Below are 20627 nucleotides of genomic sequence, written 5' to 3'. Positions count from 1 at the left end.
CAATGCGATTGAATCGGTTAGTTGCCGTTTATTTACGAGACCGTTCGGCGATCACTTTGAAGTACGCTTTGATTTGATCGCTGTACTGGCTCGCAAATTCACTGCGATTTCCGGCAGTTGCGTTCTCCACGTTTTGTTCACGCAACTTACCCCAGTCGCTGCCACTGCGATCGAACTTACCAGCCGCGAGGGCTTGATCGGACATCTGATCCAGTTCAGCCCCTTCTCCTTCGGCAACGGCCGCTTCGCCAGGAGGTGTCGGCGGACTTGAAGGTTGTTGGTTTTCGGAGCGGCGTTTCGACATGGCCGCGGCCTGGTTGGCCGCCATTTCGGCGATGCTGGGCAACGCCGCACTCGGCGTCGACGTGGGTTGCCCCGACTGACCCGAAGGTTCCGATTGGCTGGACGCTGCCACAATCGCACGATCGAGATCGTCTAACATCTCCGCCAAACGTTGGCCTCGGGCTGCCGTGGATTCATTCGGCCGGGAGGCTGTTGGCGATTGGCCCCCTTGGCCAGCAGGCGGACTTGCCGACGCGGTCTCCTCGCCGCTGGGTGAACCCGCGGCTGCCGCAGGCTCATCATTCGCCGGGGAATCGCCCGTCGGATTTGCTGCGGGGGAATCGGCCGATTCTCCCGATGGCGGTTTGGCCGATGCGGTTTGACCGGCAGGCGGTTGACCTGTGGGAGAAGCTTCGTTGGCTTGATTCCCGTTCGACGGATCGGCAGGATCGCTAGCGGGTGTCGCCGCGGATTCCGCTGTCGAGGGATTCGTATCCGAAGGGCTCGCGTCCGATCGTTGTTCAGCCGCCGCTTTGGCAGCCTGTGATTGAGCCAACATGTCGGCAACGCCTTCGGCTTGCTCGCCGATCGCGTCCCGCGCCTGCTGGATCGCTTCGGCAGCTTGCGCCGCAGGTGTGGCCGCATCACCCTCGGGTTTGTCTTCTCCCTTGCGAGCTTTTTCCGCTGCCTGCGCCGCCTTATTCTCTGCCGCAGCGATCTGGTTCTCCGCCACTTTCGCGACCTCTTGAGCCGCTTTGTCCAACTTCGCCGCCGTCGCCGGGGACTGATTCATTCGTTTTTCGTGGCGCGCTGCCCGCGCGAGGTCTTCCGATGCGACCTGGACGTCCTCACCAAGACTCTCCTGCTTCCGTTGGGCCGCTTCCAGTTCGGGAACCGTCGAGGCCAATTGCTTGTCATCGATCGCACTATCTGCGACCGCTTCCATCTTTTGGGCCAGCTGCTCGATCATCTCCGCCGACTTTTCCGTGACCCGCTGAGCCAGCTGCGCCGCCGGATTGGCCGCATCGAATTTTCCCAAATCCATCTTTTCCATCTGCTGCTTGCTTTCGCTGGCCGCCTTTTTACGCTGCTTGGCATCTTCGCTTAATTGCTTCTCCGCCTCAGCGACTTTCCGTGTCTCTTCCACGCGTTGTCGCGTGTTTTCGGCATTCTCTTGATGCCATTGGCTATCGGGATATTTTTTCGCCTCCTGCTCGGCTTTGGCCGCTTCGCGTTCTTGATTGCGGAGATTCGCTTCGGCGCTACGGATACGTTGGTCCGCCTGACGCTGGTAATTGTCCGCGTGCTGTTCCGCCTGACGTGCTTCCTGAACCATCCGGGTTTTCAATTGTTTCGCATCGTTCTCGGCATCGCGTTTCATTCGATCCTTTTGTTTCTGATCGGAAACCTCTTTGTCGGCCGCTTGCTTCGCTTCCTGTGAGACCTGCTTGACCGATTCCATCGCCTCTTGAAGCTTCTTGTTCACATCAGCAGCCGCCTGTTGCATCTCGCTCAACAGGTTGTTCTCCGAAAGTTGTCGCGCCTCGTTGGCTGCGGATTGCAGTTGTTCGCGAGCCTGGTTTGCCTTCTCGGCGGTCTTCGGCTGATCGGCCCGTTTCGCTTGGTTATTGGCGACCGCAAGCATCCGATCGGCGACCGCCGAGGCTTCGCGAGCGACTTGTTGCAGGTCTTGCTGCAGCTTCTGTTTCTCCGCTCGAATCGTGGGATCGGATCGCTCCAACGCCCGCCGCGTTTCATCCTCTTGCTGTTTCGCAAAGTCCAACGCCTGCAGTGCTTGCGCCGTCGCTTCGGCCGCGATATCCGACAGCGCCGCCTGCATCTCGGGGCTCTTCTGAAGCTCTCGCTCCAATTGAGCCAACAACTTTTCCTGTTCGGATTCAGCCCGTTCAGCGATGTCACTCAACCGCTCCAACCGCGCGTACTCCTTCGCCAACTCGCGTCCGTTGGGCAATTCAGTTTCTGCCTGCCGAAGCGTTTCACGACTCTCGGCGACATCCTCTCCCGCGTCCAGTTTCTCAAAATGCTCGCCGACCTGATCTAAGGCGTCGGCCAGTTGTTCCTGTTGTTTCGCGGCTTCCTGCAACGCCTCGGCTTGTTTGCTGGCAGCGGGGGATTCCGCAGCGGCCTGCAATTCCTGAGCACTCTTTTCCGCCGGCTGTTGGATCATGCCGATGCTGTCGTCGGCGTCGCGCGCCCGTTGGCGACCTTCATCGTCCATTAGATCTTGGTTGCTGGCGTCTTCGGCAAGCGCGGCCAACAACGCCTGCAGCTCCTCCGTCAAACTCTGTTGCTCCTCCTGCAACGCCTCCAATTTTTCTTGACGCGCCGCCTCGGTCGCTGCTTTTTCGGCGGCCTGTTCTGCGGCGGCTTCGGCCGATTTTTCCTCCGCCTTGGCTTCCTGTTCCGCCTTCTCCGCGTCAGCCTTCGCTTCTTCGGCGAGGGCCGCCGTTTCTTCTTCCAGCTGGCGAGCCTTGTCGGCGAGCGTTTCGGCCAACTGAGGAATGCTTGGGATCAGGTCGGCAATCCGTTTCCGAGCGTCGGCCATGATCGGTGCGATTTCGACCATCCGTTCTTGGAAGCGATTGACCATCGTTTCGACACCGGTCGCCGCCGAGACCGGCTCACGCCGCCAACGGCGCATCGCGATCAACTGTCCCGCTTTGCCCAGCGGTCCGCCCCAACGCAATTCATTGATGCGATTGCCCACGTCGTCGGGATACCGCGCGGACTTCGCATCGGCCGCGGCGATTTCAATCTCTTTAGAAATTCCGTCCCACAAGCGTGGCCCCTCGACCCGCGAAGCGAAGGCCTGCGAATCCCATCGTTCTTCAGCTAACAACTTTCCGGCCAACGGTTGCGCCGCGGCAATCCGATGTCCCACTTCCAGTTGCCGAAACGCATCGCGAATGATTCGCATGTTCTGGAGCGTCTGCTGTGTTTCAGTTTCCGACGCCGCTGCGTCCCATTGCGTGAAGACATGGTCGATCGCCCGTTGCAACAGACTCAGATCGGCCACCATGCTGGGCAGCGGATCGGGACGCAATTCGTTCGCCTTGCGACGGTCGGCGACTTGATCGCGCATCGAAGCCAACCGCCAATCGAAGGCAGCCCGTTGCAGACGATTCGCTTCGGTGGCGAGGGCCACGTCTTCCGAGTCTTTCGCTGCTAACAGCTTTTTCTGAGTCTCGGCGAGTCCTTGAGCTTCGCGGTTTGTCAGATCGATCGGATCGGCCAACGTCCGTGTCCGCTGAGCCAAGTCGCGCCGCGCGTTACCCAGATGTTCGGGTAGGCTTCCGTCGGGCAGCGATTGATTCAACCGATTGTGAAGCTCATTGGAAAACTGTTCGGTCACGCGTTGCAACGGACTGTGATCGTCTGCGTTGTCCAAAGCCAATTGCATCTGTTCTCGGAAACGAGCGACCATATCTTGGACGCCGCGATAGGTCCCTTCGGATTGCCGCCGAAGCCGTGGGGCATGCGCTTCCATCAGGTCTTCCAACGCATGGACGTAGTTGATGGCAACGTGTTGTTGACGGCGAAGCCGCGTTTCAGAGAACCGATCGCCCGAATCGACGATCGCTTTTTGCAGTTGATAGATACCATCGAGATCGATCGCGACGCCCGCCATCAAATCATGCGAGACAATCGTGCGGAAGCGATCATCCAACCAACGTGCCGTTTCGCCCGCCTGTTTGAAGTGATGGTGATAGTGTTTGTAGCGGTCCGATTTGATCTTCCAATCGGCTTCGACAACGTTCATCGCAGGGATAAATGACTTCAATTCCCCAGCCAATTCACGCTGGATTTTAGACAACATCCGAAGGGTCAATTCCAGGTCGTAGGCGTCCAGGCCCGGCGGAATCTTTGGCATCAACGTCGCCACGACGGCGGCGGCGTCGGCCGATTCCTGTTCGATCTTGTTCGCAATATCCAGCAACGCAACTCGGTCGACTTGCGAAAATTGACGCGTTTCTTGGTTGCGTTTGAAGATTTCGTCGGCGTTGTCGGAACTGGCGGTCAAGGCGAGCGTGAGCTGTCCGAGACGATCTGCGACAAACGCTTTGACCGTCAATGCGTCGTGGCGGTTGGCATCGAAATCGTCCGAAGTGATCACAATTTTCAGAGGAACCGATTCGCCGCGTTGTCCTTTGCGGTCGATCGCAACCATTTTGGTCGAGACCGTATCGCCGCTTTTAACCTTCAACGCCAAGAGATCCATTTCCCAGTTCTTGGTGACCTGAGCGGCAGGAGTGATCTCAAGCGGCGTGGCGATCCAACGCCCGCCGTTGACCGAGACCATTTGACGCAGGGTATCGAGCGGCAGGTCGTCTTCCGCCATGGCCATTAGCGGCACGATATCGTTGGCCGGACGCAGCAGCGTCGTTTCCTGCTGCTGCAGAAAACCAACGCGTGGGATCATGTCGGGTTCCGGGCGGATCTCGTATTTCGGGCTGAACGTGTTTTCGAAACCGGTCTCTTCCGATTCCAGATGGACCTTAAAGACACCGGCTTGGCGGATCGGAACGGTTGCCGCCAGCAAGCCATCGTCGCGGCGGATCGCATCGATCGTCCAAAGGTTGTCGGTCCCCAAGGGCTCAATCACCAGTTGAGCTTTCGTGACCGGTTGATCGGTACCAAGCAGCAGATCAACTTGCGTTCCTTCCAACGCGATCAGATCGCCGTTGGTCTCGGTGATCGTTTCGTCTTGCAGTTGCGTGTAATCGGGATAGTGATAGATCTTTTGAAACGCTTCGACACGCGGACGCGGACGCGATTCCAGCGAGTAGTGCCGCGTGATCGCATCACCCGCCAGAATTTGATAATCGACGCGCGGATCGCGAACGGTGATGTTGGCCGCAAATCGCCGCTCCCCTTGAGCACGCATCATCTGACGATTCAGCCCCGTCGATTCACTGTACGATTCCAACGTGACCTCGTTGACTTCGGGCCCCGATAATTCGACGACGACGCCCACCGTCTCGCCGCGAGGAACGATCTGCGACGCGGGACTCGGTTGCAGCACCCGGACCTTCGTGTTCGAAACCCGATCCAGGTTCGCCCCCGGTATCATCGCCCGCGTGATCAATTGCCGAAACGACCAACCCGGCATCGACACCAGGATTCCAAACAGGCACGCGATCGCAATCGCACCGACCAGCCAACGCCCGATTAAACGAACGGGCAACAGGCCGCGGACATCGACACTGCCGATGTTCCTGGCGACTTTGTCTTGCAACAACTGACGGAACTGGCTCGATCCGTTCGACGCAGCCTCCTCTTTCGACAGCTCGACCGCCGCCAGAAGATTCTCCCGCAACTCGGGCTCCGCCACTTCAAAACTAGCCGCCAACGACTCGGGATCTTGCGGTGCGAACCATCGCCGCAGTGAAGTCCACCAAACCAAGCCGATGACGATTGTATAAGACGCCAGGCTCAGTCCCCACCGCGTTCCGCTGGAAAGGATCCACAGCCAATCGACGACAGCGACCAACGACATCAGAACCAATAGGCTCACGATGCCGACGCAGACGGCGCGAAGGATCAGCAAGCGTTTTTGGCGGCTTCCGAATTCCGAAAGCTTCGCCGCGGTTTGTGGGCTCAGATTCGACATCACCAAAATCCTTCTGTATCTCTACGACTACAACAATCCGCTGCGTTTACGGAGCAGCCATTCGACGCTCAACAGGCCGACGATGGTTAGGAACCACGGCCAGCTTTGCCACAACAAAGTCTCCGACTGGACGACGCGACCGGAACTGAGCGGTTGCAACAGTTCGACGATCTGTCCCAGCTGCTCTTCTCGCAGGTACTGGCCCCCGCCGGCGGTCGCCATGTCCAACAACAACGCTTCGTTGCAGGCAACCTGATCGAGTTCCTTGTTTTGTGGCGCGGCGACCACAAACTGCGTCTTCGCTTCAAAAGCGGATTCGTTGAAACCACTCGCCCGAATCGTGACTTCATATTCCCCTGGATCCAACGCCGCGGTTTCGGCGGCATAGGTGCCCGGAAGATTTTCCTCCGGCTGCAAACTGACCGTGGCAACGATCCGCCCTTCGCGCCAAAGGAGTGTATCGACGGTCGCATCGGAAACAAGGTTCCCATCGGGGCCCCGCAATTGCGCACGAACCGGAGCCGATTGGCCTGCCTGATACCGCGGCGGACCACTATCCAACGCAAGGTATTGATCGCTGACGGCAAACGGTCGCGGCATCACCCACCGAGCCACTTGGTTCCAGAACCGTTGGTGGATGTGATCGGCCACGCGATACCGCCACCGCCACGTTTCGTCGAAGGCGAAGTAGAGGACGCGGCCACCGCCAAAACTGCGACTGACGATCGCCGGAAAGACTTCCTTTCCAACAACCGCTTCGGCCAACACTTCCGCTCCCGGCGCCGCTTCGACCGATGCGATGCGATGCGGTGGAGAAAATTTTTGCCAGAATTGTTCGTTCTCGCTCCCCGTTCCCTGCATGGCAAAGGCAGGCGTCTGGCTGCCGAGGTCGGTCAATTGCAAGCGGTCGGTTTTCTGAGGCGGTTCGGCCGAACTCCACGTGACCGGCAACAGCACCCCCAAGGTCTGCGGATCCAGTTGAGAAAGGGCCTTGTGGGCGCCGTCGATAAAGATCATTCCGCCCCCGCGTTGATCGACGAAGTCGCGCAGCCACGTCGTTTCGGTGGCGTTGAAGACCTCCGACGAAACATCGCCGTAAATGATCAGGTCGAATTCGAACAACGCTTGCTTCGAAGTGGGGAAGGTCCCGTCGAGATCCCCCTTTGGCAATCGATGTTCACCGTTTTCGTTTTCGAGGATGACCGAGCGGATCTCCCAGCCCGAGTCACGTTCGAACAGGTTCTTCAAATAACGCGTTTCCCAACGGCTGCGGCTGTCGATCAACAGCACCTTTTGCCGCTGGGTGACCGCGGCAAACCGGATCGTTTGTGCGTTGTTGTTGACTTCCGTTTCGCCATCGGCCGGCACGATCTGGGCCGTCAGTTCCAACGGCATGCTGTGGTGTTCGATCTTGGCGTCGAATCGCTCCGTCGCCGATTCGACCAATGGTTCCACGGCCAAATCGAAATCGATCCGGCGTTGGGCGACATTTAACGACTTCAGTTCTTCCTGCCACACGACCGTTTCGCCATCGCGGATTTGAACGACAAACGGCCGTCCTTCGGGCATCCGATCTTTGATGATCAAAGTACCACGCACGCGATCGGTTTTGTAAACCGTGTCGGGATACTCGGCGTTCAACATCACTAGGTCGGTCGGTTCGTTGCCGGTGCCAAAGCCAACCGTATAGACCGCGTTGTGTTGCGACCGCGCGACACCCGCCAGCTGAGACGGCGAAGGCCCCGTGTTGTGTTGACCGTCGGAAAACAGAACCGTCGCGGCCCCGATCGATGCCGTCGCGCTGTCATCGCCGGTTGCCTCAGCGGTTTCTAAGATCAAACCGCTCGCCAGATCGGTCTCCATCGCCGAACGCAGATCGTCCCAAGATGTAGGAACTTCGACATCACCACGCGAACTCCAGATCGGCACTTCTCCCTGGCCGACCAATGCAGCCAGATCGACATGATGATGATCCTTCAGCCGCGCAACGAGGCCGTTTTCACGATCCAACAGCTGCGATTCGATCCGCCGAATCCGCATCGATTGATCGAACAATTGCAGGCCAGCGAGCGCGGCGTCTCCTTGTGATTGGATCCAATCTTCGCAGTAATCCGCAAACGCATCGCTGTACGCTTCTTCAAAGCCTTGCAAGCGATTGGCCGCTGCGATCAATTGATCGCGGACCTTGGCCGCTTGTTCGGTGTTTTCGATCGCTTCCTTTTCGAGTGACTTCACTTTTTCCAAGACGTCCACGTCGAACGACTTTTGTAACGCAGCGTGGTCGGCGTCGGATCCTTCGCTGGGATAGGACGTCGCTGCGATGGACGTCGCGAGATTCGCGGTTTTGTCGGAGAATAGCGATCGGATGGAAGTTGCCCGTTCCTTCGTGATCGCGTCGTTGCCAAGGGCTGCGACCGTGTCGCGTCGCACCGTCGCGATGCGATTGGAAAGATCGTAGAGTGCGGTATCGAATTGGCCTTGCGGCAGCCAGCCCTGTTCGCGCGCGATCATCAACTTGCGTGGCAGCGGCATCTGAGGATCCGATGCGGTCATGCTTTGCGATGTGTCGACCAACAATCGCACGCTCCCCAGCTGGCCGATCTCTTGACGGTGATGCAGTACCGGACCGGTCAGACTGACGATCACCATCCAGATCGCCAACGCTCGCAGACAGGGCAACAGCCAACGCAATCGGCCCGGCAAATCGAAGCTCTCGCGACGGTAATAGGCAAACGCCATCACCGCGCCGACGACGGCCAATAGTAAACCAAGCCAAACGGGCAGATCGCCCACAAATCGTAAACTTGTCATCCGCGAACTCTTGAAAACCGTTGTTGGAAAAAGAGTTCTACAAACAGTAGCCCTAACAATCCCAGCAGCGCCCACCGCCAGACTTCACGGCCGTGGCGGCGGCTGGCATCCAATGCGACGTACGCATCGCCATCGGCGACGACTTCGGCCCCCAAAGCGTCGGCAAGTTCCTGCAACCGTTCGTCATCGATCGACGTGAGGTTCGATTCGCTGCGATCGGTTTCGACGGCAAAGTGGCGTGGCGAGGCGTCGGGCTGGGTCAAAGTGTAGACGCCGGGCTGCGTTGTGCCGGGATAACGGATCACCGAACGATGCTCTTCCACCACCGGACGCAGCGACCGCTGCTTATTGCCGGGCAAGGAGAGGACTTGCGTCGTATCGGCAGCCGACGATTCATACAACGCAACCAAGGTTTCTCCCGCAGCGAGGTTCGACGCGGGGACGCCTCGCGTGGCGATCGACGTGACCAATTGTTGGATCAGCGGCAGGTAGACGGGCCGCAGTGGAAGGTTGGTCCAATCGGCATCGGCCGTGGTCGCACAAGCCAAGACATATCCCTTGCCGACCGGCTTTTCGACGAACAACGGGTCGCCGCTGTCCAACCGAATCAAGACCGATGCCAACGGATCGTCTTTCGCGTTTGCAGATTTAGCTTTGTTCGATACCGCTTGGATGCGATTGGCCGACGTGTCGGTCGGTTTGCCCAACACATACCACTGGGCGATGTCAGCTTGTGCCAGTTCGTCGCTGCCCGATTTGCCGCTGTTAAAAATTTGCAACGCGGGGTGATCGAAATATTGCGCGACGATCCGCGCTCCCGCATCGCTTTTGTCGACTCCACCACCAATCCCTTCGATCGGCAACGGGAACAGTCCGCGCTGTTCGTAGAACGTGCGGTTGTACCAATCGACGTTCACGTTGTTGCCGGCAAAGACGATCAGTCCGCCTCCACGCTGGACAAATTCTTGCAGCTTGGTCAAGCGGCCGTCGTCGACTTTGGCAACGTTGGCCATGATCACCACGCGTGCCCAACGCAACGTGTCGTCATCGATTTCGTTGACGCTGACGATCTTCGTTTCGACAAGATCGGCCAACTGCATCCGCCCCAACGAAAACGGGGTCAGCGCGACCGACAGGAAGTCGGTTTCCCCACGCATCGGTTCGCGGCTGGGAGCGCCGTCGATCATCAAGACTTCGATGCTGTCGATCACATCGACGACCGCGACGTATTGGTTGTCGGTCTTCAGATCGTCCCTCGCGTCGACATCGAACTTCAAGACGTGCGAGCCGGGCTTTTCAAATTTGTGGACGAACAGCGCTTGGGCCGTCGCATCGCCAGCGACTGCCAATTCCGTAACCCCAACCAAACGATCGTCGACCGCAAATTGAAGTCGGGCTTCAGAAACATCCAGCGAGCCGTAGTTCTTGATCCGCACGCGGACCTTGAGCTGTTGTCCGACGCCCAGGGCCGTGGTGGAGAGTTCGACGTCGTCGATTGCCAGGTTCTCCGTCCGGTCGCCACGACGTGGGATCAACGTGATCGATGGCGGAACGGCTTGCCCGGCGATTTGCTCGCGGAACTTCGCAATCTGCGAATCGGTCAACGCATCGACGTCGGCCTGCTGGAAGTCGCTGATCAAAATCAAATTGCGTCGAGAACTGGCCATCCCGGAAACCAGCGACGCGCCGAGTTCCAATGTTTGCGACAGCGACGTCGCCCCGCGGCCGGTATCGAGGAAGCTCAGTTGGTCGGTGATCGCTTGCGTGTCAAAAACCGGCGTGTCGAACAGCGGTGCCGGGACGCCGCCGGTCAAAATCAACGAGGTGTCCGACCCTTTGCCGATGCTGTCGACAATCCGCTGGGTATCGTTGGTCGCTTCAGCGATGCGGGTTCCCGATTCACCCATCGCATCCATCGAATAGCTGTTATCCAACAGGATCACGGTCGACGCGGGAGCATCGCCGGGCAACGATTGCCACTGCGTCAGGACGGGGCGTGCCAGGCAAAACGCCAACAACGCGGGGATCGCACAACGGATCAACAGCAACAACAACTGCTCCAACCGGATTCGCCGGCTGTTGCTGGCGACGACTGAATCCAACAGATGCATCGCGCCCCAATCGAGCGTCTTGAATTTGCTGCGGTTGAGTAGATGGATGATCAGAGGGATCGCAAAGGCAGCGATTCCACCTAACAGGGCGATGTTTAAAAAGCTCATCGCAGCCGCCTCCTTGTCGCCAGATACGATGCCAACGCTTCGGCGTACGGTTGATCGGTGACGACGGGGACCAAGTCGATGCGATTGCGATGGCATCCGGCGGTTAAGGCTTCGCGAAACGTCTCCAGATTTTTCAGATAGGCCTTCCGCAGATGCGCAGGATCGATCAGCCGGCGATGGGATTTCTGTTCCAGCGATTGAAACTGAGTCCACTGTCGGAAGGGAAAGTCCAGTTCGTCGGGATCCCAGATTTGGAAGATCACGATCTCGTGCTTGGCGTGTCGAAAATGAGCCAACGCCTTCATCAGTTCGTCGATATTGCCGAACAGATCGGAGATGATCACCAGCAGCCCGCGCCGCGGAATCTTGGGGACCAGTTGATGAAAAACGCTGGCCAGTTCGGTTTCGTGTTCCGCTTTCAGGCCACTCAATTCGTTAACAATCGCCGTCAGATGCGTCGGCTTGGAGCGTGGCGGGATGATCCGTCGGACCGCATCGTCAAAATGGATAAGCCCCACGGCATCCTGTTGAGCGAGCATCAGATGCCCAAGGCAAGCGGCAAGCCGAACGGCGTAGTCGTGTTTGCTGACGCCGCCGGAGCGGGAGCCGCAGTAGCCCATCGAACCGCTTTTATCGAGCAGGATGTTGCAGCGAAGGTTCGTCTCCTCCTCGTACTCGCGAATATACAAACGATCGGTTTTGGCAAACAGCTTCCAATCGATCGTGCGAATCTCGTCGCCATGGACGTATTGCCGGTGCTCTTTGAATTCGACGCTGAAGCCTTTGTGAGGCGATTTATGCAATCCATTGCAAAAGCCTTCCATGACCTGTCGCGCCAGCAGCTGCAGGTTGGTCGTCTTCGCAAGATCTTGCGGCGTCAGGAAATCGGTGAGCTTGGTGATGGCAGCAGGATCCTAATTACAGCAGCTGAGCTTTGGGGCGGGGAACATCGGCAAGCAACCGTTTGACGATATCGGCAACGTTGATCCCTTCGGCTTCGGCGTTGAACGTGGGCACGATCCGATGCCGCAGCACCGGCAGTGCGAGCGCTTCGATATCGTCGAGCGTGACGTGATGGCGTCCGCGCAGCAAGGCCCGCGCCTTGGAAGCGAGCACCAATTGCTGACACGCTCTCGGACCGGGGCCCCATTCGACCAATTGGCGAACCCACGGCAGACAGCTCTCTTCGCGCGGCCGCACGCTGCGGACGATATCCAGAACAAAGTTGCGGACGTGTTCGGGCAACGGCACCATCCGCACGGTTTGCTGGAAGGCGATGATCTCGTCGCCGGTGACGACCGGTTCGACCTTGCTGTCGAATTTGCCCGTGGTCCGATCGATGATCATCGCTTCTTGATCGCGAGTCGGGTATTCGACGTTAACTAAGAACAGGAAGCGGTCGCGCTGCGCTTCGGGCAGCGGATAGGTTCCCTCTTGTTCGATCGGGTTTTGCGTCGCCAGAACGAAGAACGGTTCTTGCAGCTTGTAGGTCGTCCCGCCGACGGTGACTTCGTGCTCCTGCATCGCTTCGAGCAACGCGGCTTGGGTCTTCGGTGGCGTGCGGTTGATCTCATCGGCCAACAACATCTGCGTGAAGATCGGCCCTTTGTCGAAGACCAGTTCGCGATGGCCGGCATCCGATTCTTGGATGATGTCGGTGCCGGTGATATCGGCGGGCATCAGGTCGGGTGTGAACTGGATGCGATGAAACGCCAGGTGCATCGCGTCGGCCAACGAACGGACCATCAAGGTCTTGGCGAGGCCCGGCACCCCTTCCAACAAACAGTGACCACGGGCAAGGATCGCGATCAAAATTTGTTCGACCACGGTGTCCTGTCCGACGACGACTCGGCCGACCTGGTCGCGGATCTTTTGACAGGCTTCGACAAGTTGTTCGGCGCGTTCTGGATCTGAAAAGGTTTCCGACACGATAGACGGTTCCTCGGGCTAGGCGTGCGACGGTGGTTCCCTACCAAGGGTGGCATCCGGCTTCGATGCTTCCTCGCCGCGGCGTGGACAAAACACCACGCCCGCGGCCCCGTGGGGCTTGCTGGGGCATCCTGAACAACATAAACGAGCGGGCCTCGCGATGCACGTTACAAGCCGCGGGGCACGCCGATTTTCGAGGAATTCTTGCCCCGTAGCGTTCGATAGGGCGGTGTTGGCAATCGCTAATGGCGTTGGAGGTCGCGTGCCAGCTAGCACGCCAAGAATCTTCCGATCGGGCAACTCAGGCAGCAACAAGCCATTGCGGTACGTTATACTCGCTTTTCCATTGCCGCACGCGGCAACATGCCTGATCAAACTTCCCAACCTAGGATCGTTCATCGATGAAAAAAATCGTCTGGTCAATTGTTACCGTGTTTGTGGTCGCAAGCAGTGTTGTTGCCGAGGATTGGCCGCAGTGGCGCGGGCAAGCACGCGACGGCAAGAGTTCCGAAACCGGCCTGTTTGGGAACTGGGGTTCCGACGGGCCGCCAGCGGTTTGGACGGCTGAAGGACTGGGAGAAGGCTATGCCAGCGTTTCGGTTGTCGACGGAACGATCTATTCCACCGGTAATTTCGAAGACGGACAAGCGGTTGTTGCGATCGACGCCGCCAGCGGCAAGCGGCTGTGGAAACAAAGCGTTACCAAAACGCAGCCCAAGCATGGTTATGAGGGGAGCCGATCGACACCGTCGGTCGACGGAGACCGCTTATACATCGTCAGCAGCGACGGCGCGATCGTCTGCCTGAACCGTGGCGATGGGTCGATCCGCTGGCAACGCGAATTCAGCGACTGGAAAGGGAAGATGATGAGCGGCTGGGGGTTCAGCGAATCGCCATTGATCGACGGCGACCGCGTCCTCTGCACTCCCGGCGGACCACAGGGTCTCGTCGTGGCGTTGAACAAAAACAGTGGTGACGAAATCTGGGCTTCCCAGCTGGAGGCTGGCGACGACGATTCCTTGAAAAATGGGGCCGGATACTCGTCGATCATGATCAGCCAAGGTGGCGGACTGAAACAATACGTTCAATTGGTCGGTCGCGGTTTGGTCGGAATCCGAGCCAGCGACGGAAAACAAATGTGGCGATACGCGCGTGTCGGAAACACCACCGCCAACATTCCGACCCCGTTGGTCGATGGCGATTACGTTTTCACCAGCACAGGTTATGGGACCGGTTCGGCCCTTTTGAAACTGACCGCCGATGGATCTGGCGGCGCTAAGGCCGAGGAAGTTTATTGGTTGGAAGCCAATGAACTGCAGAACAAACATGGCGGGATGATTCTGGTCGATGGCTACATTTATTGCGGCACTGGGAATGGCAACGGCTTGCCAATCTGCGTCAACATGAAGACGGGCGAAAACGCATGGGGACCGGAACGTGGCGAAGGCAAAGGAGAAACGAGCCTTGTCTACGCCGACGGACACCTGGTGATGCGACGCGATGACGGGACGGTGATCTTGGTGCGTGCGAATCCTAAAAAAATGGATGTCGTTTCGTCGTTCAAACCCGAGTTCCAACAGGGCAAGAGCTGGGCGCATCCCGTGATCAGTGGTGGCCGGTTGTACTTGCGAGAGCAAGACAAACTGATGAGCTTTGACGTTGGTAAACAATAGGTAGATCGGCTTGTTCGGTCTTTTTAGAAGCTGGAAAACGTAGCGGCTCGGAATCGCTTGCGTGTGAGCGCGCGGTCACTTGGCGAAACCAACCCTTCGCCGATCGCGCCGACGGCCCAAAGCGGCGGCGATTCGCCAAACGTGGAAACGAAGCTCGTACGGAAACGATCGAAACAATGAGCTTTGACGGGTTCGACACGATTCGCAGCTCAGGAACGGGTTTATCGCCCCAAGGGAATGGTGCCCGGCGATCTGCGGCAAACGAGAGCGATTCCACGCGCAGACGCTCATCTGCACGAGTGCCTCCAAAAATCGGATAGAATAGCGGCCGCAATTTCTGTAGAGCGTTCCTAAGCGAAGGTTGGATCATGAAGAGTTTTCAAACGCATTGCGGCGGGTGGAGCGGGCTAGCGCTCGTGTTGATGGCAGCATCGTTTTCGCTTCCCGCGCGTCACGCTTTGACAGACACTCCCTTTCGCGTCCATACGCTCAGTTCTGACAGCGAGTTTAGCGCGGCGACGGTGATTGATATCGACGGCGACGGTCGGCCGGATGTGGTCTCTGGGGCGTTTTGGTATCAAGCTCCCGATTGGGACAGGCACACGCTGCGCGACGTAACGATGATTCGCGGACGCTTTGATGATTATTCCAACTTGGCCATGGACGTCGATGGCGACGACGATTTGGATATCATCAGCGTTAATTATCGTAGCAAGAGCTTGTACTGGTGCCGCAATCCTGGGCCGGCTGCCATGCGGGCAAACCTCGATTTGCGTTGGCAACAAATAGAGATCGATCGACCAGGCAGCAGCGAGACAGGGCGGCTAGTGGATATCGACGGCGATGGGCATTTGGATATCCTGCCCAGCGGAACGACCTTTGCCGCTTGGTATCGTCTACAGCCGGTCCCGAAAGCCGCATCGAAGGCAGCCGCAGACGCTCGCGAAGTGGTGAGTTGGCAGCGATATGATTTGCCCGCCGAGCTAATCGGGCACGGCGTGGGAGCGGGCGATGTGAATGGAGACGGGCGAGTCGACGTGGTTGGCCCCAGCGGCTGGGCCCTGGCTCCACCCGATCCACTCACCGGGCGATGGCGTTGGCAGCCCGAATTCAACCTCGCCAACGACTGCGGTTTACCCATCCTCGTGCATGACGTGGATTCCGATGGTGACGCGGATCTGATCTGGTCGCGAGGCCACAACTACGGGATCTACTGGACCGAACAAGTTGGAGAATCAGAATCTTCGTTGCAGGCGACGCCGGGGGGTGATCTCGATGAGGTGGAACCGCTGATCAGCAGCCGCAAGTGGATAACGCATGCGATTGATACGCGTTGGTCCTGTGCCCACACCCTGGTACTGGCGGACATGGACGGCGATGGAAACGACGACTTGGTCGCTGGTAAGCGGTTCCTAGGTCACGATGGGAAAGATCCAGGCGAGAGTGATCCATTGCAAATCGCCTGGTACGGCTTTGATTCCGGCACGCGAACTTGGCAAAAACATCTCGCGAGCATCGGGGGAACCGTTGCCATTGACTTGGACACTGTCTGCGAGGATATCGATGGAGATGGGGACGTCGACATCCTGGCCCCTAGTCGCAGTGGCCTGCATTGGTTGGAGAACACGAAGGGAGAGCAGGGAAATCCCGCCGCCCCGACGCAAGACAACGAGGTTCAAAAGGGCGATTCGCCCGGTCGCAAAAGCCAGCATCGGGATGCGAGCGCACTACCACTCAACCCCGCGAGGCGGGCTCCGGAAGCGGCGTTCGATTTGTTGCGGATCGATGCCGGCGGTGGAGAAGCGCAGCGGGCGGAAACGCCTGTCGCGTTTGGACCTCGCCGTCAGCAGATCCTTGCCGCGTTTGAATCGATCGCCGGCGCGTTGCCCGGCCCACACCGACGCCGGGATTTGGATGTCCAAATCTCCAGCGTCGAACCCACGGATAAATACTGGAGGATCAAGCTGTCTTTCGCTAGCGACAATGTCAGTCGCGTTCCGGCGTATCTTCTTGTCCCGATGCACATCCAGCAGCGGATGCCAGCGATGCTGTGCCTGCATCCCTCCGACGCGGAACTTGGCAAGGCAGAGATTTGTGGGCTGGGTGGAGAGCCAAGTCGGTTCTATGCGCATGAATTGGCCGAGCGTGGGTTCGTGTGCCTTGCACCAGATTATCCAAATTTCGGGGAATACGAATTTGATTTCGCAGCGAATCGTGAAGCGTACCCAAGCGGAACGATCAAAGCGGTGTGGGACAACGTCCGGGTACTCGATTTGCTCGAAAGCTTGCCCTGCGTGGAACGCGATCGAATTGGCGTTATCGGGCATTCACATGGGGGACGCAGCGGATTGTTCACCGCGGCGCTCGATGGCCGTGTGCGGGCAGTCGTCACCAGTTGCGGCTTCACCGCTCTGGCAGACTACCGCCGCGGCGACTTAAGTGGTTGGACAGTCGACCGTTATATGCCAGCCATCGCTGGTTTCCAAAGTGGTTCTGCGCTGCCGTTCGATTTCCCGGAGCTGTTGGCCACCATTGTGCCACGCCCCTTGTTTGTTTCGGCCCCGTTGAGAGACGAGACTTTTGATGTCGCTGGCGTGCGTAAGTGTGAGGCGAGTTTGAAACCGGTCGTGGAACTGTATCGCCGGAATGAAAAGCCGGGTGATGTGCGGTTCGTCTATCCGGACAATGGGCACGAATTCCCAAAGGCCGTGCGTGAAGAAGCCTATCAATGGCTCCGCGACGTAATGCTTGGCAAGGATTAAGTCACGCAAAACCAATCGACAACGCGACCAACAAGCGTCACGTCAGCGGGAATCCTGCCTTAAAACACGAGTGTGTGATCGGGCAAAATCAATATCCGGCGTGGTCGTTGCACTCGATCAACGCGACTTCGGCTTTGACTTTTCATTGGTTTCGGCGATCGCCTGGACGACCTTTCCCAACATCCGCGATTGGATGAAGGCGAGGCCAACGAGCCCAAAAGCGGTGATGATCGATTTGATGATCCCGTCGTAAGGCGGAGCGGCGAGCAACATAAAGTAGGCGAAGAAAAACAGGCCGGATGAGAAATACATCCCGCCCCACGGCTCCATGCAGCCCTCAAACGATTTGATCACGTTTTGCGAATAGACGCCAAACATCGTCCCGTTTTCGAGCATCGAAAGCAACACGATCGGCATCAGCCCCCAAACGCTCAACATCACGAAGACTCCCCATAACAGGGTCATCGGTTCGCCTAGCATCGCCCCGATCAATTGCCCCGGCACCGAAGCAACAAGAGCCGCAACCAACACTAATCCGCCAAGCTTCAGTGGGCCACCGGCGTCGGCATAGGGCCAATGCGATTGCCCCGATTCGTCCGCGGTGGCACTTCGCATGATCGTCAAGTATCGCGTTCCCAGCAGGACGCCACAAATCGCCAGACCGCCGAACCCAACCAACACAGCGAGCGCCGGGCTGACCCCCTCGGCAAACGACCAAAGAATCATCGCCGCACTGCAGATGCCGGTCAGAACCGCAAACTGCATCACGCTATTGGGATCGGCAAACACGGAAAAGACATCGCGGAACCAACCGGCGACGTCTGGATTTTCATACAGCTTGTCGAGATCTTCATCCAATTGCGTCGACTCCGCATCGCGGAGCAGGTCGGCGGCAGATTTCGTGAATGGAGAATTGTTCTGGTCGGGGCGATGGACCGATTCTCGTAGCTCAAACGTTGCGGCGGTGTCCAATGAAGGAGAGTATTTTGGAACAATCTTCGGCGGTTCCGGAACGGTAATCATCGACGTGCAATCACCACACTTGATCCGTTTTCCCACTTGGGTCGGCTTGGCGTAATGAGCCGATTCACAAACCGGGCACGGAAATCGAAACTCCGTCTCGGGAACCTCGGGCATCGCGTCGGGGACGACGTCTTCGGTCCCCAACCAATCGTCGATCGACGTGCTTTGTCGCCGAGGTGCCTCCGACAGGGAGAGCGAAAACGGATCGGAATCCTGGGATTCGTCAGCGGATGAAAAGAGATCATCCGACGCATTGTCGGCTGCCGGAATCGACTCAGCCAGTTTGGCAAGCATATCGTCCGCGTCGGCATTTGCTGGTTTTGCCGACACAGGCACCGTCGGCTTCTTATCGACGTTCGGTGCGACGGGTGCTGCTGCGGGCGGAACCGGCAGGGGCTTGCCAAAGTCCGGCGCAACGGACAGTTTGTCACCAGCGGTATCGCCGAGATCGAACCAATCGTCGTCATCGTTTTGGGACGACTTGATACCTGGCACTTTAAAAGTGCTGTTGCAGCTGGGGCAACGAACGCGCGAACCGGCCATCTGCTGGCCGGCTCGCACCGCTGCATGACATTTCGGACAATTTACAACTTGGGGGCTGTCGCTCACCGCGACCTCTCAATCGTGATTACCCTTCCATGACTTCGGTTTCGCGCGCCTTGGCGACTTCACCAACCTGAGTCTCATACTTCTTCGTCAGGTCTTGAATGTCGCTCTTAACGCGATCGCGATCGTCTTCGCTCATCGTCTTCTCTTTTTCTTCCGTATCGGCTGCCTTGTTGGCATCGCGGCGGATGTTGCGGATCGAAACCTTCGCCTCTTCGGAAAGTTCCTTGATTCGGGCGACCATCTTCTTGCGAACTTCGGTCGACAACGCGGGGACGTTCAGACGGATCATGTGCCCATCGTTTTGGGGATTCAATCCCAAGTCGCCCGCCACGATCGCTTTTTCGATCTCTTTGATCGTCGATTGGTCATAGGGGCGGATCACGATCTGTTGCGGTTCGGGAGTACCGATCGAAGCGAGTTGCTTGAGCGGAGTCTGCGAACCATACACCTCAACACGGATCGAATCGACCAAACCGGGCGTGGCGCGACCGGTGCGAATTCCCGTCAAGCTGTGCTTGAGGTGGGCAACCGCTTTTTCCATGCGTTCTTCGGCATCAAGTTGAATTTCTTCCGCAGACATCGATCGTAACCTTTCCTTGCGAACTTATACATGTTTTCTCGATCGTGGGCGTCGCCCAACGGGGCGTCGGACCCCATCGAATCGTGTGAGCGTGAACAAGGCTCTATCTTACCCGCCCGCCGTTGCAGCGGGAACTAGTGCGGCGAAAATGCCGTTGCACAACTGTTTTCAATTTTTCGATTGCTCCACCCGCTGGCAAACCGTGTGGTGCCATCGATCTCACCGTCTGAAGCAATGAAAAAGCCTCGGTCACAAGATGCGACCGAGGCTCTTTTGGATTGGAGGTGTGTATGCGATGTCCATCAACTCACGAACGGTGTGAGTTCCATAGGCCGCGCTGCACACTCGTTTTCCGAATTACATTCCGCAACCACAAGCTGGTTCGCAACCGCATGCTGGCTCGAAGCCACATGCTGGTTCGCAACCGCAAGCTGGTTCGCAGCAGTTGTTGTTCTTCTTGAAGATCTTGCCGAACAGACCGCTCAGGCAGCACTTCTTCTTAGGTGCACAGCAAGCGTCGATGCCACAAGCTGGTTCGCAACCGCAAGCTGGTTCGCAGCTGTAAACAGGTTCGCAACCGCAAGCTGGCTCGAAGCCGCAAGCTGGTTCGCAGCAGTCGTTCTTCTTGAATACCTTGCCGAACAAACCGCTCAGGCAGCACTTCTTCTTAGGTGCACAGCATGGGTCGACGCCACATACTGGCTCGCAACAAACCGGTTCGCAACCGCATGCTGGCTCGAAGCCACAAACTGGCTCACAAGCGTCACATGGGCTGTCGCAACAGCTGTTTTTTCCGAACAGTTTGTCCAAACAACCAAAGGCTTGAACGTTGGCAGCACTTGCACTGATGAATGCAACGGCCAGGAAAGTTGGTAGGATCATTCGACGCATCGCCGATCTCCATAATTTAAAAGCGAACGTAATCTTTCTCACCCACGCATGACCACGGCTTGTTCCAAACAACGATTTTTATCGACACTGCTGGAGGGCAGGAGGTGTCAGGTGCCAATCGTCGTGCGGTTCAAGACGCTGTTATGCGTCACACCGCGCGGTGCTTACTGAATGCTATCGTCGCGGCGGGGCGGTGTTTGATAGCTAAACCGCCCT

General features: G+C 57.9%; 9 protein-coding genes. 2 read left to right on the top strand and 7 right to left on the bottom strand.

Annotated elements, in window-relative coordinates; genetic code table 11:
- Nucleotides 1-28: 28 nt before the first annotated feature.
- From EC9_RS11910 to EC9_RS11890, 5 genes are all read right to left on the bottom strand, one after another.
- The gene (locus tag EC9_RS11910; RefSeq protein ID WP_145345436.1) at nt 29-5914 is read right to left on the bottom strand and encodes a hypothetical protein; all 5886 of its coding nucleotides are present in this window, start codon (nt 5912-5914) and stop codon (nt 29-31) included.
- Between the two features lie 27 nt (nt 5915-5941).
- Complete coding sequence (locus EC9_RS11905) at nt 5942-8725, bottom strand: hypothetical protein (protein WP_145345434.1); 2784 nt, start codon at nt 8723-8725, stop codon at nt 5942-5944.
- The gene (locus EC9_RS11900; RefSeq protein WP_218934748.1) at nt 8722-10944 is read right to left on the bottom strand and encodes a BatA domain-containing protein; all 2223 of its coding nucleotides are present in this window, start codon (nt 10942-10944) and stop codon (nt 8722-8724) included. The genes EC9_RS11905 and EC9_RS11900 overlap by 4 nt, the downstream gene beginning before the upstream one ends.
- On the bottom strand, nt 10941-11747 hold the full coding sequence (locus EC9_RS11895) for a DUF58 domain-containing protein (protein WP_246106087.1): 807 nt from the start codon (nt 11745-11747) through the stop codon (nt 10941-10943). The genes EC9_RS11900 and EC9_RS11895 overlap by 4 nt, the downstream gene beginning before the upstream one ends.
- A 115-nt stretch (nt 11748-11862) precedes the next feature.
- Entirely contained in the window at nt 11863-12873 is a 1011-nt protein-coding gene (locus tag EC9_RS11890; RefSeq protein WP_246106086.1) for an AAA family ATPase, read from the bottom strand.
- A 401-nt stretch (nt 12874-13274) separates the two neighbouring features.
- Here EC9_RS11890 and EC9_RS11885 point away from each other — a divergent pair, with 401 nt between their 5' ends.
- Nucleotides 13275-14546, top strand: a complete 1272-nt coding sequence (locus tag EC9_RS11885) for a PQQ-binding-like beta-propeller repeat protein (protein ID WP_145345426.1) — start codon at nt 13275-13277, stop codon at nt 14544-14546.
- 368 nt (nt 14547-14914) lie between these two features.
- Nucleotides 14915-17308 (top strand): FG-GAP-like repeat-containing protein, encoded by a 2394-nt coding sequence (locus tag EC9_RS11880; protein ID WP_145345424.1) that lies wholly within the window; start codon nt 14915-14917, stop codon nt 17306-17308.
- Nucleotides 17309-17425: 117 nt separating this feature from the next.
- Here EC9_RS11880 and EC9_RS11875 read toward each other — a convergent pair whose 3' ends face one another.
- Both EC9_RS11875 and frr read right to left on the bottom strand, forming a co-directional pair.
- Nucleotides 17426-18940, bottom strand: coding sequence for a hypothetical protein (locus EC9_RS11875; protein ID WP_145345422.1), 1515 nt, complete (start codon nt 18938-18940; stop codon nt 17426-17428).
- Nucleotides 18941-18959: 19 nt separating this feature from the next.
- Complete coding sequence (gene frr / locus EC9_RS11870) at nt 18960-19520, bottom strand: ribosome recycling factor (RefSeq protein WP_145345420.1); 561 nt, start codon at nt 19518-19520, stop codon at nt 18960-18962.
- Nucleotides 19521-20627 lie beyond the last annotated feature (1107 nt).

Source organism: Rosistilla ulvae, from assembly GCF_007741475.1.
In the GTDB taxonomy this organism is placed as follows: Bacteria; Planctomycetota; Planctomycetia; order Pirellulales; family Pirellulaceae; genus Rosistilla; species Rosistilla ulvae.
Note: the sequence above shows the minus strand (reverse complement) of the source record. Positions and strands in the feature narration are given on the sequence as shown.